This is a genomic window from Flavobacterium sp. N3904, from assembly GCF_025947305.1.
Classification (GTDB): domain Bacteria; phylum Bacteroidota; class Bacteroidia; order Flavobacteriales; family Flavobacteriaceae; genus Flavobacterium.
Map to the genome: position 1 here is coordinate 3482311 of NZ_CP110009.1, position 16086 is coordinate 3498396.

The following is a 16086-nucleotide window of genomic DNA, read 5'->3' on the forward strand; positions in this document are numbered from 1 at the left end:
AGCAATTTGTAATACACATATTTAAATAATAGCAAAATTTAACAATTGACTTTTCAACCTTTATATAACCTTAAAAATATTTAATTATGAAATCTGTATTTAATTTTTCAGTAATCTTATTATTGCTTTTTATTGGAGTTTCTTGCTCCAATAGTGATGACAATCCTACCCCTACACCAACTCCGATAATTGTTACCTTCAACGCTACTTTGGATGGTGCAAGTGAAGTCCCGGCAAATGCTTCAACTGCAACAGGAACCGCAACATTGAGTTATAATAAAACTACAAAAATCTTCACACTCAATCTAACCTATTCCGGATTAACACCAACCATGGGTCATATCCACGTTGGAGCGGTAGGTGTTAGCGGCTCTGTTGTATTTCCTTTTTCCAACTTGATGTCACCTTTTAGTTATACAAGTGCTGCCTTGACTACTGCACAAGAGGCTGATCTTTTGGCTAATAATTACTATGTAAACTTACATACTGCTACTTTTCCTGGAGGGGAAATCAGAGGCCAACTAACTACCTCAAATCCTGGTGGAACTGGCGGAGGCACTTACTAACACTTCTTCACCGTATAAAAAGCAAAGCCTTACTAATTTAATAGAAAGGCTTTGTTTTTTTTAAGACAACTAGTGAGCTAATTTTCGGATTGAAAAATAGCAACCCAAACCATTGGAAAGTATACTATCACAAAAAAATAAAATGCTATAAATTATATTATAGCATTTTATTTTTTTTATACATCAGTTGCCTAAAATCAGATTAGTAAATACAAGTTGTTAGAATACTATTTTTATTTTCGCAATTCAATGGCATAACGGTTAACATCGGCGCTCCCAAAATAAATAGTATTGTTAGCCACCTCATTTTTTCAATTCCATTACCCACATTCTCATCGCAGGAATCGCAGTTTTCTTCGAAGTATCAAACCCTTCCTCGGTTATAACATTTTTTGCTGATGCAAAACCGGCAGTTCTTTCGTTATACTTTTTAAAATCAATTTCTTTTTCAGAATTGCTTGTATTCATAACACACATTATGGTTTGATTTTCATCGTATCTGAAATAAACATACAAACCATCTACAGGAACATAGTGCATCATTTTTCCCGTCTTAAGCGCCGAAGCATTTTTCCTGAAATTGCCGAGTTTACGTACTAAGTCCTGCGTTGATTTTTCATCGTCGGTCATTCCTTTTCCTGTAAAGGCATTTTTGGAATCTTCTTTCCAACCACCAGGGAAGTCAGAACGCACCAGTCCATCGGGATTTTTAAATCCTTTCATCAATACTTCAGATCCATAATACAATTGTGGAATTCCTCTACAAGTTAACAACCACTGAAAACCCATTTTCTGCTTTTCGACATTCTCTCCTACTACGGAGAAAAAACGTGGTTCATCATGATTATCCAATAAGAGCACTTTCTGCATTGGATTCTTACTCAAATAATCACTGCTCAATGTATAGTACAATCTGTTCACGCCTTCTTTCCAACCAAAAGGCTCAGTCAAAGCAGGTATAATTCCGTAATACAAACTCTGGAAATCTACTACAGATGGTAAGTTGCTTTTGAAACTAACATCCATATTATTTTGCTCAAAATACGCCTGATTGGCCACACCATGAACCATGATTTCTCCAAATATACTTATCTTAGGAAACTCATCCATTATGGCTTTATTACAGCGATTCGCAAAATCCAAATCATTATAAGTATAAGTGTCAAGGCGAACTCCATCAATACCAAATTTTTCAATATGCCAAATACAATTTTGAATAATAAAATTGGCCATAAATGGATTACCTTGATTGATATCGGGCATTATCTTGTCAAACCAACCATCACTCATTCTTTTTTTATCTGATTTTGCACCATACGGATCAAACAGAGGGATTTCTCTATAATTGGTTTGAGTATAAGTTGGCCAACGATGTACCCAATCATTGGCAGGCGGATCCAGTTCTAAAAAATGGAAAGAGCCAATATGATTGTAAACCGCATCAAAAATAAGCTTCATGCCTCTTTTATGTAATTGATCACTCAACTTCTCATACAAAGCATCGTCACCATATCTTTTATCAATTTTATAATGATTCGTGATGGCATATCCGTGTTCAGTTCTTTTCTCCATATCATTTTCCATAATTGGAGTAAACCATAATGTGGTAACGCCAAGCCCTTGAACATAATCCAGATTATTCAATACTCCCTGTAAATCGCCTCCATGACGATCAAACATTTCGTTTCGGTTAAGGGACTGATCTCTCATTCCTTTTACCTTGTCATTTGTTACATCGCCATTACTGAAACGATCCACCATAATTAGATCTATAAAATCACTAGAAGTAACCCCTTGGGCATATTCTGTTCCATTGCCTGATCTTCGATTATAAAGTGGCCATTTTATTTTTTGCTTTCCAACTTTTTGATTCAATTCAATAGTTACATCTCCAGCGACTGTCTCGGGTGCAATAACAATATCTACGGCAATATATTTTTGGTTTGGAAATGAATGCGTTTTGACTACAGTTATTCCTGGATAGTTTATACTTACTTTATCCGAAGCAAACGAATCATCAGTACTTCGAATCAGTAATTGGATAGAATTAGTCTTCATGCCTGTCCACCAATTTGTGGGATAGACCTCAATATTTTTGGCATTTGCTACCAAAGAAAAACCAAATAATAGCATTAAAATTAAAGCTGATTTCTTCATAATTATTGTTTAAGGTTTAAATAGTTTGCGAAAGATATTTTACTTTTCATTTATCTTAAAGTGTCTTATTTAAACAACCTGATTTGTGTTGCAAACAACATTTTAAAGTCTCATGTCATTTAAATACAAAAAAATGTTTTCTGCAACAGATCAATTTTAATTCTAAAACAAAACACTTAGCTTTACATTTCAGAAAACAAATTCGGTAATGAATGATTCAGTTATGTATTCCGGGAGTACATCCCAAAAAATAAAAATGTATACTATCTATTGGTTGGGATACATCTTGTTGTTCAGTTTAATTCAAGGTTTGCCTACAGCCGATTTTTGGAGAGCCTTATCCAATGAATGCTATAGTGTACTTCCTAAAATATTGTTTGTTTTACTTATTGTCGAAGTAGCCATGCCGCTTTTATTCTTCAAAAAAAAGAGAGCCCTTTTCATTTTAATTTATGTGCTTTCAATACTTTTCTTTGCTTTTATTCAGCGGTTAATTGATAATTACATTATAATAGCTTTTAATTTAACCGAATGGAAAATCGAACCATTATTTTCAGCTCCCGCATATTTGTATAATGTGATTAAACTACAGTTTGTTATTACTATCCCTTTGGCAATAAAATTAGTATATTATCTTGCTGAAGAGAAAAACAGGGTTCAAGCAATCCTGTCCGAGAAGCTGGAAGCTGAATTATTTTCATTGCGAAATCAGTTTCATCCTCATTTTTTATTTAATGTTCTCAATAGCTTGTACTCCAAAATCTTGAGTAAATCAGATGATTCTGCTGACATTGTACTTCAAATTTCAGATTTTCTTAGATATTCTGTTTATGATGTGAATTCCAGACACATTCCTTTGGAAAAAGAAATTGAATATCTAAAAAACTACATTTCGTTGCAACAATTGCGATTTGATAACCGACTTGAACTGAGTTTTAGTACCAATGGAATTTGTAAAAATCAATTTATCGAACCATTTTTAATCCTTCCATTTATTGAAAATAGTTTCAAATATTGCTTAGACGATGTCAATTCCCAAGCATGGATTACCATTTCTATTTCAGCTTCAGAAGATTGGTTGACAATTAAAATTGAGAATAGCTTACCGCCAGACTTTTCGAAAAACAGAAATATCGAAAATCAATACAGCGGAGTCGGGATCGCTAATGTGAAAAGAAGATTGGAATTGCTTTATCCAAATCAGCATAATTTGATCATCAAAAATGAAGAAGATTCGTTTTTTGTTTCTTTAAAAATAAAAATAAATGACACCCACTAGAATCAATTGTATCATTATAGAAGATGAACTTCCAGCATCCATATTACTTGAAATGCATATAGCCAAATTTGATTTTTTGGATTTGAAAGGAAAGTTCATGAGTACAAACAATGCTGTGAATCTTTTGAAGACCCAAAAAATAGATTTGCTTTTTTTGGATATAAATTTACCTGGAAAATCGGGTATAGAATTTGCAAAATCATTGCCAAATGATATTGGAATCATTTTCACAACCGCCAATCCACAATATGCTGTAGAAGGATTTGAATTGGAAGCGATTGATTATTTATTAAAACCCATTTCATTCGATCGTTTCTCGAAAGCTATACAGAAATATTGCAAAATTCAGAAAACAAATCAGGAATTCGAGCAACTTTCTAAAGCAGAAACGGAACGTCCCTTTGTATTTGTAAAATGCGAAAGAAAAAAACTTAAATTATATCTCGACGAAATTGATTATTTTGAATCGCAAGGCAATTATCTCTTAATTCATACTGAAAAAGATTGCTTTAAAACACATCAATCCATTACGGAAATGATTGAGAAATTACCCGAAGGCTTTTTTTGCAGAATCCATCGTTCTTTTCTCATTACACTGAAAAAAGTTTCTCAATTCAACAGTCGTTCAGTAACTATTAAAAATAAGGTTTTACCCATCGGACGATTATACGCTTCAAAAACGAATGTTTTATTGCAATCTATTTTGATAAATCATTGCTGATTTTTGAGATTTAAAAACATATGAGTGAAAAGTACGTTTGATAGCGACTGAACTTTAATTATTATTTGCGCATTTCGTCAAAAAATGGAGTTGTTTTTTCCTCTACGCATTTAGCCGCGTATAAATACATAGCCGCACTCCAAGTTTGCCAATTTTGACCTTTGGGTTCACCGTCCTGCGCTTTTATCCATTCATTAAAACCAAATTCCATATTTGCTTCATTTATATAATTGGAGGATTTTTCGTTATTGTTGGCCGCTGATTCAGTCAATAGATTCGTTTTTTTCAAACATTCCGTTAATATTATTAATTTCTGTTCTGCCAATGCAAATCTTTTTGCCGCCACTAATGCTGCAACATAAAAACCACATATAAATGGCCAAATACCACCATTATGATAATCACCCGGATTATTAAATTCAGAATATCTATCGTGCCAATCAGGATCATTTGGATTGGTATAAGGAAAAAAATTTGGAGGCAAATCAACTGCCAATAATCCTTTATTTTTCATTTCTTCACATTCGGTCTCTATCCAAGAAATCATTTCATCAGCTCTTTTTGGCGAGGCAATTCCCGATAAAATAGCAATACAATTCCCTAACAAATCAAAACGTTCACTACTATACACTTTATAGGCCCAAAAAGCATAATACGGTTTGTGTTTCAATACCAAACCTTCATGTACATGATGATGAATCACACCTCCCGTAATGGTAAAACGTTTCATTTCATGGTATAGATTATCTGCCCTTTTAGATTGATTTAAAATTTTTAAAAAACTATAGGTCAAAGTATTCACAAACAATCCGTATCCGAGTACCCATTGCTCGTCTCGCCAGTCGCTAGTGGGTTGTTGGGCTACTAAATACATATCGGATGGACTTTGATATTCCATCCAAACTAATGCTTTTTGAACAGCTTCTTTTAAAAAATCAGGTTCGTTAATTATTTGTCTGTATATACCCACTCCCAATAAAAACAAGGGTGTTGTATCACTCGCTCCCCTGTCATCAGAATCATGAACCAGAGAGGGAATATGTCCTCTTTCAGATTGGTTTATTGCCAAAGTTTCCAAAACCTTCCGAATGCTATTTACTAACAGTTCATTTCCAGAAACGACAATTCCGAGAATCGAAATCAACAAATCTCTGGTGTAGGGCTCTGGATACCCCCAGCCCGCAGTTCGAGGTAGCCCATGAAATGGACCATGCATGTTGTGCAAAAGCACTTCAAGAGCTGCTTTTTTGGCTGTATTTATTGCTGAAGTATGTTGAGAATTTATCATCACAATTTATTTTAGACCTAATTTATCATTCATTATAGCTATAAATTTTTTGGCAACAATTCTATAATCAAAGTTTTCGACTACTCTTTTCCTGCCTTCTTTTCCCATTTTTTTCCTTAATTCGGCATCATTCATCAAGGTTAATAATCCACTGGCAATATCTTGAACATTGGCGCGATAATCAACGGTTCGAGGCTCATTAAATATAACTTTATAATTGTTTTCAAATCCTGATTCATCACCAAGAATAACTTCATTCACCACAATTTTTTTGGCAACATTGGCTAAAAATGCGGTTTTGCCATCAATCAAAGTGTCTAACATTCCCATAGCTTTAATACCAATGACCGGTTTTTCACATGCTCCTGCTTCTACTTGTGGCATTCCAAATCCTTCTAATCGAGAGGGAGCCGCATAAATATCGCAGGCACCAATGAGGTAAGGCATGAAATTTCGAGAAATAGTGTTGGTTGTATAGGTAATGTTTTTTTCTATACCCAAATTGGATGCGATCTGTAGATCTTCAAGATTTTGGGACTTTGTTCTTTGTTGAGGCCAAACTTTACAAACATATTTCCAATCAGGTGCTTTAGTGTCAATAATAGATAAGGCTTGCATAACTTCCTGAGCCCCTTTGGATGCGGCATCTCCACCAACCGTTAAAATCATTAATTGATCTGGAGAAATACCCAAAGATTCACGAACGTCCAGAATTTTGGGATCGTTTTTATCGTAAGCTTTAAAAGAATCGGTATCGCAACCCACAGGCAAAACTTCAATTTTATCTCCATTGATACCGTCCCTAACATACATTTCTTTTACCCAATGCGATGTGACCAATATTAATGGAAGTTCATTTAAAACTTCCTGATAATTAGCAATATAACCATCAGCAACCAACCATGGAACTGGCTGAATTCCATATCGTTGTGGATGTAAAATCAACTGTGGCGTGTGACCCCAGTAACCAATACCTACCACTACATCGGGTTCAAACCAGCGATAATACCATTCTTTTTCTTGTGCTGAATCAAAGTGAACTGCATGGGCGTCAACACCCAATTCTAACAAACCTTTGTATAAAAGATCTCCTTGAGTTGCAAGCCCACCTGGCGACGGCGGATAATCATAAAGCACTAATACTTTCATCTAAATTAATTTTATTAAATTATTTATTCAAAAATTGAATCGCATCATCTGAGTTATTGAAAATCCAAAATGCCTCAACTTTTGGTGTTGTTTTTGCTTCCCAACTGTTTTCCTCGAAGCCGTATGTCTCGGTTATTAGCTTATATTTTTTAATCCATATCTCGTTTTTGAGCGTTTCAAAGTAAGAGGCCTTTTCAATTGCTCTTGGAAAATATTTTTTTTCCCCATCTTCATAGGCAAAAGCCCAAAGTGCATCAGCATAAATTTTGCCTTCACTCCAAAGCATAATAACAGCTCTACTCACTTCCTCGTGACGTAAATGTTTTGTGTATTCCCCTTTCGGACTATGTGTTATTATTAAATCAAAATGTTTTTGGGGCAATAAATCCAATAGGTGTTGTTCGACTTCAATTGTCTCCAAAGATCTTTGTTCAGGACCATCATCAAGATTTCCCATTATTCCTTGTGCATTAAGAATTTTTAAAACCTTGCAAAATTTAGAGGAGCGGTCTTCATCATTTTTTCTACAAAGACAAATAATAAAATAGTTCCAATAAGGATTACTCAAGATTGTTCCTCCTGCCCAAAGGATTTCATCATCAGGATGTGCAACTATTATGAGTACTGATCTATTTAATTTAGCATCCATTTTTTCAAAATTATTTTTTAACTACCTGATTAATGTTAGTGATTACTATTGTTTAATCTTTGTCTGTTGTTAATAATTTTAACTTCATTAAAAGCACTAGAAATGTAATGATTTTTTTTATTTTTTTGTATCAATTTAATCAATAAAATTTTCATAAATAACTGATTTTCAATCTACATATCCTTTTGTGTAAAAACAAGAAAGCAAAAGAAATGAATGAACCATCCTAAATTTAAATTCGACTTTACAATTTGTTTTCACAATATTCTATTATGAATAAAGTACCTAAAATCAAAAACCAATAAATCTGCAAAAAGCCTGTACTACTAATACTTCAAAGAACGAATCGTACCATTTTCAAAACGACTTTCTATCATTTCTTCAAAAACATAATAGATATATCGGGAAAAGTCGATATATTTGCCTTATGAATTATGTAGAACTATTTAAGGCATTATCTAACAAGTCCAGATTACAAATGCTGGAATGGTTAAAAGAGCCTGAACTAAATTTCCCAGAACAGTTAGTTGCTGGTTTTGAGCATGGTGTTTGCGTAGGACAAATTCAGGCCAAAGCGGGACTAACCCAATCCACTGTTTCAGAATATTTGTCAATTCTTCAGCGTGCCGGATTCATAGAATCTAAGCGTGTTGGACAATGGACCTATTACAAACGCAACGAAAAAGCATTTACTGCATTGAGCGAATTAATTGAATCTAATTTATAAAATAGTATGAACACAAATAGTTTATTTACGCCCTTCAACTTGAAGACGCTAAATCTTAAAAATAGAATAGTAATGGCGCCAATGACGCGTTCATTTTCTCCAAATGGAGTACCTACAGATAAAGTGGCTGCTTATTATCAAAAAAGAGCCGAAGGCAAAGTTGGATTAATATTATCGGAAGGGACTGTTATTAATAGACCTTCGTCATCAAATGATGCCAATGTTCCTCACTTTTATGGAGACCAATCATTAGCTGGATGGAAAAAAGTAATTGATGGCGTTCATGCTGTCGGCGGCCAGATGGGACCACAAATATGGCATATGGGAATTATGGACAATCACCATTCGGGTTGGGTCCCTCCTGTTCCTTTTGAAGGTCCATCAGGATTAAACAGACCTGGTTTTAGTAATGGCAATACAATGACCATAAAAGACATTGAAGACACCATAGTAGCTTTTGGACAAGCTGCCGCTGATGCCAAGAGATTAGGATTTGATTGTATCGAAATCCATGGCGCCCACGATTATCTAATAGACCAATTTTTCTGGGACGCAACAAATCAGCGTACCGATGTTTATGGCGGAAAAAGTCTAGCGGAACGTACTCGTTTTGCGGTTGAAGTCATCAAAGAAATCAGAAAACAAGTAGGTGAAGATTTTGCCGTTATTATGCGAATTTCTCAATTCAAACCCGCTGATTATAATTTCAAACTAGCGAAAACCCCTCAAGAAATGGAAGCTTGGCTTACCCCATTAATAGATGCTGGCGTAGATATTTTACATTGTTCACAGCGTCGTTTTTGGGAACCTGAATTTGAAGAGAATGACCTTAACTTTGCAGGATGGGCAAAAAAAATAACAGGTAAACCAACAATTACTGTTGGCTCAGTAGGACTTTCTAGTGATTTCTTTGGAGCATTTGCTGGCGAAAGTTCACAGCCAACCTCTTTAGATGAACTCATAAGACGTTTAGACAGAGGAGATTTTGACCTTGTAGCGGTAGGACGACCTCTTTTAGCCGACCCAAATTGGGTAGCCAAGATAGAATCAGGAAAAATGGATCAACTGATAGGCTTTAGTAAAGAAGCTTTGGGTGAATTGGTATTATAATAAATTTGTAGAGGGTAATAATCTATTAAAAGAGTTAAAAACAGAAAGGAATTTTAACAATTTCTTTCTGTTTTTTTTACACTTAAACCTAAACAAGACATTAAAGACCTGATAACTATTTTTGCAACTAATTATCTCCCAAAGTCATCTTGCAAACGAACAATATCCTCTTCATCTGAAGAGTTTTCTGGGTCTGTATGCTCCCAAATCTCAGCAACTACTCCCCAAGATTCCAATCCAATTAAGCGATGACGTTCTCCTTTGTCCATTTGTATAAAAGTGCCAGGTGCAAGCTCTTGAATTTCTCCTTCTTCATCTGTCATACTGGTCTTCACACCTACTAAACCAGATAGTATTTCCCAGATTTCCGCTCTGCGAAAATGATATTGCCATGACAAACGTTTATGAGGAGCCACAACCAAAATCTTTGGACTTAACTTATTGGTAATTGTAATCGCTTCCATCTCCAAATGTGGAAAAAATTTTGCTACAAAAGCACCCGCCTGACTTTCATCAATTACAAAAAAACCTCCCCATGGTCTGGTTTGATCTTCTTGAACGACTGAGAAATTTTCTTTTTTTAATGCTGCTGCAATTTGCTCAAAAACGGCAATTTTATCTAAATTATTTGAGATATTTAAATTCATTTTTTTAGTTTTATTTTTAAAGTAAATGTTCTATTCGAAATTAAAGTTTGTTAATTCTAATTTCTGTAAATAATAAAATCATTGGTTTTTAATTGGGTACTGCCCATTAAAATTTGCCCTCCTTTTGGAAGGCTTATTTTCTTTTCCGAACCAAAGTTAATCAGGACCGTAATTTGGTCTCCTTCAAAAGATCGGGTAAATAGAATTTGATCTTCTTTATAGTCAAGCCTATCATACTTACCATATTGCAAGACTTTTTCATTATTTCTTAAGGCAATCAACTTTTTGTAGCGATTAAGAATTGAATTTTCTTTGGTTAATAACTCTAAAACATTATTTTTTTGGTAATCAGAATTGGTTTTAATCCAAGTTTTCTCTTTTGAAAATCCTGCAAAAGCATTTCCATTCCACTGCATTGGACTACGCGATTTATCCCGATTGTGTTCATTCCCTTCCTTGAGTGCCTCATCGGGATTATTACCTTTGGCAAGGGTCAATTCATAATGCGTTTTCCCTTGAATATCGACCATTTCTTCAAGATTTTTAACAATGATATTGTGCATTCCTATTTCTTCGCCATAGTACACAAAAGGAACTCCTTTGGCGGTAAGCATCAAAGCCGCCAGTGCCAAAGCTCTGTTGGGACTTCCATCAGCCAATCGATCGATCATTCGAGGCATATCATGGCTTCCAAAAAACAAAGTTGGATAATTACTCATGTTTTTCTCCATGCTTTGCAACTCATCAAAAATACGTTTTGATGAAAATGTTTTGATGCTTCCAAAGTTGAAATTAAAAACCACATCCAACAAATCCTGTGATTGGTATTGTTTCAGGACTTCTATTTTGTCGCTACCAATTTCTCCAACAATAAAACGATTATTATACTCGTTCACAGTCGATTTTATGATTCGCATCGCGTCTTTCACGCCTTTTTGGTCGATGTCGTTTTTGTGATCTTGCACACCCTCTTTCATAGGATTGTCTGTCGTAATTCCGTCAGTGTTCAAAAAATTGATAACATCCAGTCGAAATCCATCTACACCGGCATCCAACCAAAAGCGAAGTACTTTTTGAACCTCAGCCACCACTTTTGGATTTGCCCAATTGAGATCGGCCATTCTTACATCAAACTTATGATAATAAAATTGATCCGTCAAAGTGTCTTTTTGCCAAGCAGTTCCTCCGAAAAAAGATTCCCAATTGTTGGGTTTATCTTTCCAGATATAATAATCACGATAAGGATTGTCTTTTGATTTTCGAGATTCCTGAAACCACTTACAATCGGTGGAAGTGTGATTCAAAACCATGTCCATTATCACTTTGATTCCTCTTTTGTGTGCTTCCTTCAAGAAAACCTCAAAATCGGATTTATTGCCATAAGTGGGATCAACTTTATAATAATTGGCAATATCATAGCCATTATCCACTTTTGGCGAAGTGAGAAAAGGAGTCAACCAAATGCCCTTTATACCTAGCGATTGCAAGTAATCTAACTTCACAGTCATTCCTTTAAAATCACCATAGCCATCACCGTTGCTATCGGCATAACTCGGCATATAGATTTGGTAAAAAACAGATTCTTTCCACCATTTCTTTTCTGTGTTCTGTGCTTTTAAAGAACCCGACTCAAACATAAAGAAAGAAAGGAGCACGATAATTATTAATTTAGATTGCATACACAACACTTTTAATTTTTCAGTTGAAAATTGTAATCCACCACGACACCATTTACCAACATTTTCGAGCCCGAGTAAGTGATTTTTCCATTAGCAGGAACGACTACAATTACAGCTGAATTTAATGCCCCAATTTTAATATTTGCGGAAGCAGAAACGTTTTTTGCAACAAAAGTTCCAGAAACGGTATTGTATAAATTCACTTTTTTATCTTTCCCAATTTTTAATGAAACCGTTTTGTCCGTCGTATATGGGTTGTAATACAAGAACGAAGGATAGGCTTTGTCATGGAAAAAATCGGTTGCTAGCAAATTCAATTGCAAAATTCCTTCTACATTGGTCGTCTTGATAATACTACCAAAGATTCCCACATGAGCACTACCATAAACACTCAATTGTGATTCTTCTGGATTTTTGCCCGGTACCCAAAGCGGTCCGTCTCCTTGTGCAACAGGAGCTGGCACATAATCATATTTATCGTAATTCGATTTTTTAATCATTCCTTCATAGGCTATTACTCCTTTTCCTGCTTCGGCTAATTGTGGAATTGTTTCATGCTCATCCGGCATGTATTTTGGATAAAAATAACGAGATGCATTTGCTGCATTCAACATCCATTTCCCGATAGCCGAGGCATACGATTGGTTGTATCGCACCATTGGTACCAACGGCCAAGCCATATCATAGGTATTCATCAAAAAACCATAACCACCATGATCCACAGTGCTTCCTACAATACCTGAAATATCAAACCCATTCCAGTTTCCAACCAATACGCCCCAACCTTCACGGCATACAGCGGTTCCATCAAAAGTCCAGCCCAACATTTTATCGGTATCATAATGAGTTCCTTCTATGGCATTCATTTTTGCCGATAAATAGGCTCCAAATGGCATTAATAATTCATAGGTTGGATTTATTTTTTGCGATTCTAAAGCTGCCATGGCACTTTTTGCACCTTTTAAATATTTTGGATCTCCAAACTTTTTATAGGCGGAGTATAAAACCCATGCATGTCCGGCTGCGGCATCTGGTTGTGCACAAATGGTGTTTTTCATGGGTTGCATTTTGGCATAATCAAAATAGGAATAATCATAATTCCCATTCAAAACTACATCGGCCTCATAGAATTTATCAGCAATTTTTCTAGCAATTTTTTCCAATCCAGGTTCGTTTGGATATTTGTCATATATCGCATAAAACAATAAATTTGGATACACATCATACCACCAATCTCGTCCATACCCACCTCCCAATAAAGCTACTTCGGGGCATGTATTATTCATCATAATATCCCAACTGGTTTCGCTGTTGAAATAATTTTTGGTCATGCCAACATAATTCAGTTTCTGCTGATTTGTTTTGTCAATCCCAACCAAACTAGCGCCCAATGTGGCTCCCATAGTGGCCAGAGCCTCATGAAACATTCCTTTATTGTTCGTTCCTTGACGTACATCTGCCATAGCTGTATATAATCCCACCACTTCTTGCGGGTAATTTTTTCGGCTATTGTCTTTCCATACTAAAGGCCAATATTTGCCTTTTGCATTAAAATCGAAAACTGTTTTATCAAAATCAAGCGCCAGTTTTTTATAATCAATGATTTCCAAATGAGCAGGAACATTAGGCATTTGTTCTACACGAGCTATCTTTTTTTGTACTGTTTGTGCTTCTATGCTGAGGCTGAAAAATAATAGCCCTGCAATAGCAATTTTAAAATAAGTTTTCATCAATTAAATTTTAGAATAAAGATTAACGATTTTTAAACAATATGTTCTGCCACATGATCCAGAACTTTTAGGTCAATAGGTTCCTCTTTTTCTGGAGAAAGAATATTCCCTTCGGCAATTATTTTTTTACTGATATAAATAGAACACAATTGCAAAAGCGCAATAATACCAATGGCATAACGCAAGGCAAAATCTTCGGAAAGGGCATAATATAAAACCAAAAATGTTCCCGCTCCACAAAGTCTACCAACATACAAACCCGCTTCATGATTTAATATATAAGTGAATTCCCCTCTCTTTTCGATATGGGAAACAATATCAATAACTCTCAACTGAATCGGAAAATAAGCTAGATCCATTAAGGGTTTAGCTATTAACAATAACAATAAGAATATAATAACACCTGTTTTATTATAAAAGAATCCATTCAAACAAGCACCCAGAGCAAAAAGTATCAATCCTACCGCAAATATTTTTATTCTGTCGGAAGGTTTAGAAAAACGGCCAATAAGGTAGATAACGATGGCGGCTAATATTGCTCCTATCGATTGTGCATTACCCAATGCGCCTTCTTCTCCCAATAATTTAAAGATAAGCATAGCCGGAGCGGTTACCAAAAATCCTTGTGCCAATCCTTTGAAGGTAGCCAAAGATAAAAGCTTATACCACAAGGGATGAAACTTGAAAAAGATATATTGTTTCTGTGCCGGGTTTTCAAATTTACCCCTAAAACAAACAATTGAAGCCACAATTGTAATAAGAAAAACAACTCCCGTAATGATAATATAGGCACTATGTTTTTCTGCTTCTCCAGTTTTGGATTGAATAAACCAACCTATAGTGGCTGGGATTACAATGGCAATTATGGTATAGAAAAAAGTCTCCAAACCATAATAATAGTTGCGATTTTTGTCATTTGTAATAGCTAATGCCAAATAATCTCTATTGGACCAATACAAACCGAACGACATTCCCATGATGATTCCCGCGATTCCGATTCCGGTTAAATCCAATATCTTGAACGACATCATGATAATCATGGCAACACCGCTAAGCATCATTCCTGTTGAATATAATTTTCGAATGTTAAAATGTTTCAACAAAAACCCATTTAGTAAAAAGGTAAGCGGAATCCCTGTATAAATTGCCAATTGGTAAATAACAACTTTGGAAGTGTCATTGGAGTTTCTCATGATATAGGCCGCCACGAAAATATCAATTACAGGCAACACCAAAGCATACACCAAATTGGTAAAAATTAAGATCCGAAAATTACGGGTCTGACTTTGAAAATGATCAATTTCGGTTTGGATTTTTTTAAACATTGTTAAATTTTAAAAGTGAATAGATTTCTTCGATTGAAAATTTAGCGCCACACACAAATTCATCCGAAGCGCCATAATAAATGGTAATGGTGTCTCCATCCGGTTCTACAATGTGACCATTTGTGAATACTACATTTCCAAAGAAACCGCTGACTTCGTATTCTTCTGTTGGCACCATAATTGGCAATTCCGTTTGGGCAATTACTTTTGAAGGATCTTTTAAATCCATTAAAAAAGCCCCCAAACAATACTGATGATTTTCGTTGGCTCCATGATAAATGGATAGCCATCCCTTTTCTGTTTTTATAGGAGCTGCACCCGCACCAACTCTTTTGCTGTCCCAAAGCCCTTTTCTAGTTTTGATAATGCATTTGTGGTTTCCCCAGTGCAATCCGTCTGGAGATGACGTAATCCAGATATAATTTCCACCAATTTCCACACTACTCGGACGGTGAAGGGCATAGAACATCCCGTTGATTTTTTCTTCAAAAATGGCGCAATCTTTATTGTGAGCCGGCAATATCATACCGTGTTTCTCGAATGTTTTCCAATCGGTAGTGGTACGCAAACCTACGCCAACCCCATTGTCCGAAACAGAAGTGAAAGTCAAATAGTATTTTCCTTCAATCAAAGCTACTCTACAATCTTCTATTCCAAAAGCTTCCAAAATTCCTTCGCCTACCAATAATGGATAGCCTTCTGGCTCATAAAAATTGATACCATCTTCGCTACACAACAAACGTAAATGAGAAAGCGTAGTCAAATAATCAACCCCTTTGTAATTAATTATTCTTGCATCAGAAGCATCCAATTCTGGTGCATTTGTTGGAATTTCAATAATTTCGGTGCCAGTTTCGGTAAGAATAGGAAAAGAAATCACACCTTCTTTTTGTTCGGGTCTTTCGGCAACTCTTACTAGTAGCCAAGTTTTACCTTCGTATTGAAACACACCTGGATTCAACAAACAAGTAATTTGTAAGCCATCGATGCTCGCTGGTAAATCTTTGGGTGATAATAAAGGGTTTTGTTCGAATCGTTTTGCTATGTCTATCATTATCT

14 protein-coding genes are annotated in these 16086 nt (G+C 35.4%); 5 read left to right on the forward strand and 9 right to left on the reverse strand.

All coding sequences use genetic code 11. The features are described 5' to 3' along the window. The first annotated feature begins 86 nt into the window (after nucleotides 1–86). On the forward strand, nucleotides 87–566 hold the full coding sequence (locus OLM57_RS14810) for a CHRD domain-containing protein (RefSeq protein WP_264564464.1): 480 nt from the start codon (nucleotides 87–89) through the stop codon (nucleotides 564–566). Nucleotides 567–869: 303 nt separating this feature from the next. Here the strand turns inward: OLM57_RS14810 and OLM57_RS14815 are convergent, their stop codons facing one another. After that, nucleotides 870–2723 (reverse strand): alpha-amylase family glycosyl hydrolase, encoded by a 1854-nt coding sequence (locus OLM57_RS14815; RefSeq protein ID WP_264564465.1) that lies wholly within the window; start codon nucleotides 2721–2723, stop codon nucleotides 870–872. A gap of 208 nt (nucleotides 2724–2931) precedes the next feature. Between OLM57_RS14815 and OLM57_RS14820 the strand changes: the two genes are divergently transcribed. Next, nucleotides 2932–4002 (forward strand): sensor histidine kinase, encoded by a 1071-nt coding sequence (locus OLM57_RS14820; protein ID WP_264564466.1) that lies wholly within the window; start codon nucleotides 2932–2934, stop codon nucleotides 4000–4002. After that, a complete protein-coding gene (locus OLM57_RS14825) occupies nucleotides 3989–4723 on the forward strand; it encodes a LytR/AlgR family response regulator transcription factor (RefSeq protein ID WP_264564467.1) in 735 nt (244 codons plus the stop codon). Before OLM57_RS14820 ends, OLM57_RS14825 begins: the two co-directional genes overlap by 14 nt. Before the next feature lie 61 nt (nucleotides 4724–4784). On the opposite strand, the gene OLM57_RS14830 is transcribed toward OLM57_RS14825, so the two are convergent. Genes OLM57_RS14830 through OLM57_RS14840 form a run of 3 tightly spaced genes read right to left on the reverse strand, consistent with a single transcriptional unit; the run spans nucleotide 4785 to nucleotide 7809 of the window. After that, nucleotides 4785–6011 carry a glycoside hydrolase 100 family protein gene (locus OLM57_RS14830; protein WP_264564468.1) on the reverse strand — a complete coding sequence of 409 codons (1227 nt, stop codon included), beginning with the start codon at nucleotides 6009–6011 and terminating at the stop codon, nucleotides 4785–4787. 6 nt (nucleotides 6012–6017) lie between these two features. Next, nucleotides 6018–7160 carry a glycosyltransferase family 4 protein gene (locus OLM57_RS14835; protein WP_264564469.1) on the reverse strand — a complete coding sequence of 381 codons (1143 nt, stop codon included), beginning with the start codon at nucleotides 7158–7160 and terminating at the stop codon, nucleotides 6018–6020. 19 nt (nucleotides 7161–7179) lie between these two features. Further along, nucleotides 7180–7809 carry a PIG-L family deacetylase gene (locus OLM57_RS14840; protein ID WP_264564470.1) on the reverse strand — a complete coding sequence of 210 codons (630 nt, stop codon included), beginning with the start codon at nucleotides 7807–7809 and terminating at the stop codon, nucleotides 7180–7182. A gap of 427 nt (nucleotides 7810–8236) precedes the next feature. Here OLM57_RS14840 and OLM57_RS14845 point away from each other — a divergent pair, with 427 nt between their 5' ends. After that, complete coding sequence (locus OLM57_RS14845; protein WP_264564471.1) at nucleotides 8237–8536, forward strand: ArsR/SmtB family transcription factor; 300 nt, start codon at nucleotides 8237–8239, stop codon at nucleotides 8534–8536. Nucleotides 8537–8542: 6 nt separating this feature from the next. Beyond that, nucleotides 8543–9646, forward strand: coding sequence for an NADH:flavin oxidoreductase (locus OLM57_RS14850; RefSeq protein ID WP_264564472.1), 1104 nt, complete (start codon nucleotides 8543–8545; stop codon nucleotides 9644–9646). A 131-nt stretch (nucleotides 9647–9777) separates the two neighbouring features. Here the strand turns inward: OLM57_RS14850 and OLM57_RS14855 are convergent, their stop codons facing one another. The 5 genes from OLM57_RS14855 to OLM57_RS14875 are packed head-to-tail and all read right to left on the reverse strand — an operon-like array spanning nucleotide 9778 to nucleotide 16081. After that, nucleotides 9778–10293: a phosphoheptose isomerase gene (locus tag OLM57_RS14855; RefSeq protein WP_264564473.1), complete on the reverse strand. Its 516-nt coding sequence runs from the start codon at nucleotides 10291–10293 to the stop codon at nucleotides 9778–9780. A 56-nt stretch (nucleotides 10294–10349) separates the two neighbouring features. Next, nucleotides 10350–11972 carry an alpha-amylase family glycosyl hydrolase gene (locus OLM57_RS14860; protein ID WP_264564474.1) on the reverse strand — a complete coding sequence of 541 codons (1623 nt, stop codon included), beginning with the start codon at nucleotides 11970–11972 and terminating at the stop codon, nucleotides 10350–10352. Nucleotides 11973–11983: 11 nt separating this feature from the next. After that, complete coding sequence (locus OLM57_RS14865; RefSeq protein ID WP_264564475.1) at nucleotides 11984–13702, reverse strand: hypothetical protein; 1719 nt, start codon at nucleotides 13700–13702, stop codon at nucleotides 11984–11986. Nucleotides 13703–13734: 32 nt separating this feature from the next. Further along, nucleotides 13735–15027 carry an MFS transporter gene (locus OLM57_RS14870; protein ID WP_264564476.1) on the reverse strand — a complete coding sequence of 431 codons (1293 nt, stop codon included), beginning with the start codon at nucleotides 15025–15027 and terminating at the stop codon, nucleotides 13735–13737. Then, nucleotides 15020–16081: a glycoside hydrolase family 130 protein gene (locus OLM57_RS14875; RefSeq protein ID WP_264564477.1), complete on the reverse strand. Its 1062-nt coding sequence runs from the start codon at nucleotides 16079–16081 to the stop codon at nucleotides 15020–15022. Before OLM57_RS14875 ends, OLM57_RS14870 begins: the two co-directional genes overlap by 8 nt. Between the last annotated feature and the right edge of the window lie 5 nt (nucleotides 16082–16086).

What these genes read in the sequence shown, in the direction of transcription:
- OLM57_RS14865 (WP_264564475.1), bottom strand. Translation starts at nt 13,702, where the DNA reads ATGAAAACTTATTTTAAAATTGCTATTGCAGGGCTATTATTTTTCAGC.
- OLM57_RS14850 (WP_264564472.1), top strand. Translation starts at nt 8,543, where the DNA reads ATGAACACAAATAGTTTATTTACGCCCTTCAACTTGAAGACGCTAAAT.
- OLM57_RS14860 (WP_264564474.1), bottom strand. Translation starts at nt 11,972, where the DNA reads ATGCAATCTAAATTAATAATTATCGTGCTCCTTTCTTTCTTTATGTTT.
- OLM57_RS14815 (WP_264564465.1), bottom strand. Translation starts at nt 2,723, where the DNA reads ATGAAGAAATCAGCTTTAATTTTAATGCTATTATTTGGTTTTTCTTTG.
- OLM57_RS14870 (WP_264564476.1), bottom strand. Translation starts at nt 15,027, where the DNA reads ATGTTTAAAAAAATCCAAACCGAAATTGATCATTTTCAAAGTCAGACC.
- OLM57_RS14875 (WP_264564477.1), bottom strand. Translation starts at nt 16,081, where the DNA reads ATGATAGACATAGCAAAACGATTCGAACAAAACCCTTTATTATCACCC.
- OLM57_RS14820 (WP_264564466.1), top strand. Translation starts at nt 2,932, where the DNA reads ATGAATGATTCAGTTATGTATTCCGGGAGTACATCCCAAAAAATAAAA.
- OLM57_RS14845 (WP_264564471.1), top strand. Translation starts at nt 8,237, where the DNA reads ATGAATTATGTAGAACTATTTAAGGCATTATCTAACAAGTCCAGATTA.
- OLM57_RS14830 (WP_264564468.1), bottom strand. Translation starts at nt 6,011, where the DNA reads ATGATAAATTCTCAACATACTTCAGCAATAAATACAGCCAAAAAAGCA.
- OLM57_RS14825 (WP_264564467.1), top strand. Translation starts at nt 3,989, where the DNA reads ATGACACCCACTAGAATCAATTGTATCATTATAGAAGATGAACTTCCA.
- OLM57_RS14855 (WP_264564473.1), bottom strand. Translation starts at nt 10,293, where the DNA reads ATGAATTTAAATATCTCAAATAATTTAGATAAAATTGCCGTTTTTGAG.
- OLM57_RS14835 (WP_264564469.1), bottom strand. Translation starts at nt 7,160, where the DNA reads ATGAAAGTATTAGTGCTTTATGATTATCCGCCGTCGCCAGGTGGGCTT.
- OLM57_RS14840 (WP_264564470.1), bottom strand. Translation starts at nt 7,809, where the DNA reads ATGGATGCTAAATTAAATAGATCAGTACTCATAATAGTTGCACATCCT.
- OLM57_RS14810 (WP_264564464.1), top strand. Translation starts at nt 87, where the DNA reads ATGAAATCTGTATTTAATTTTTCAGTAATCTTATTATTGCTTTTTATT.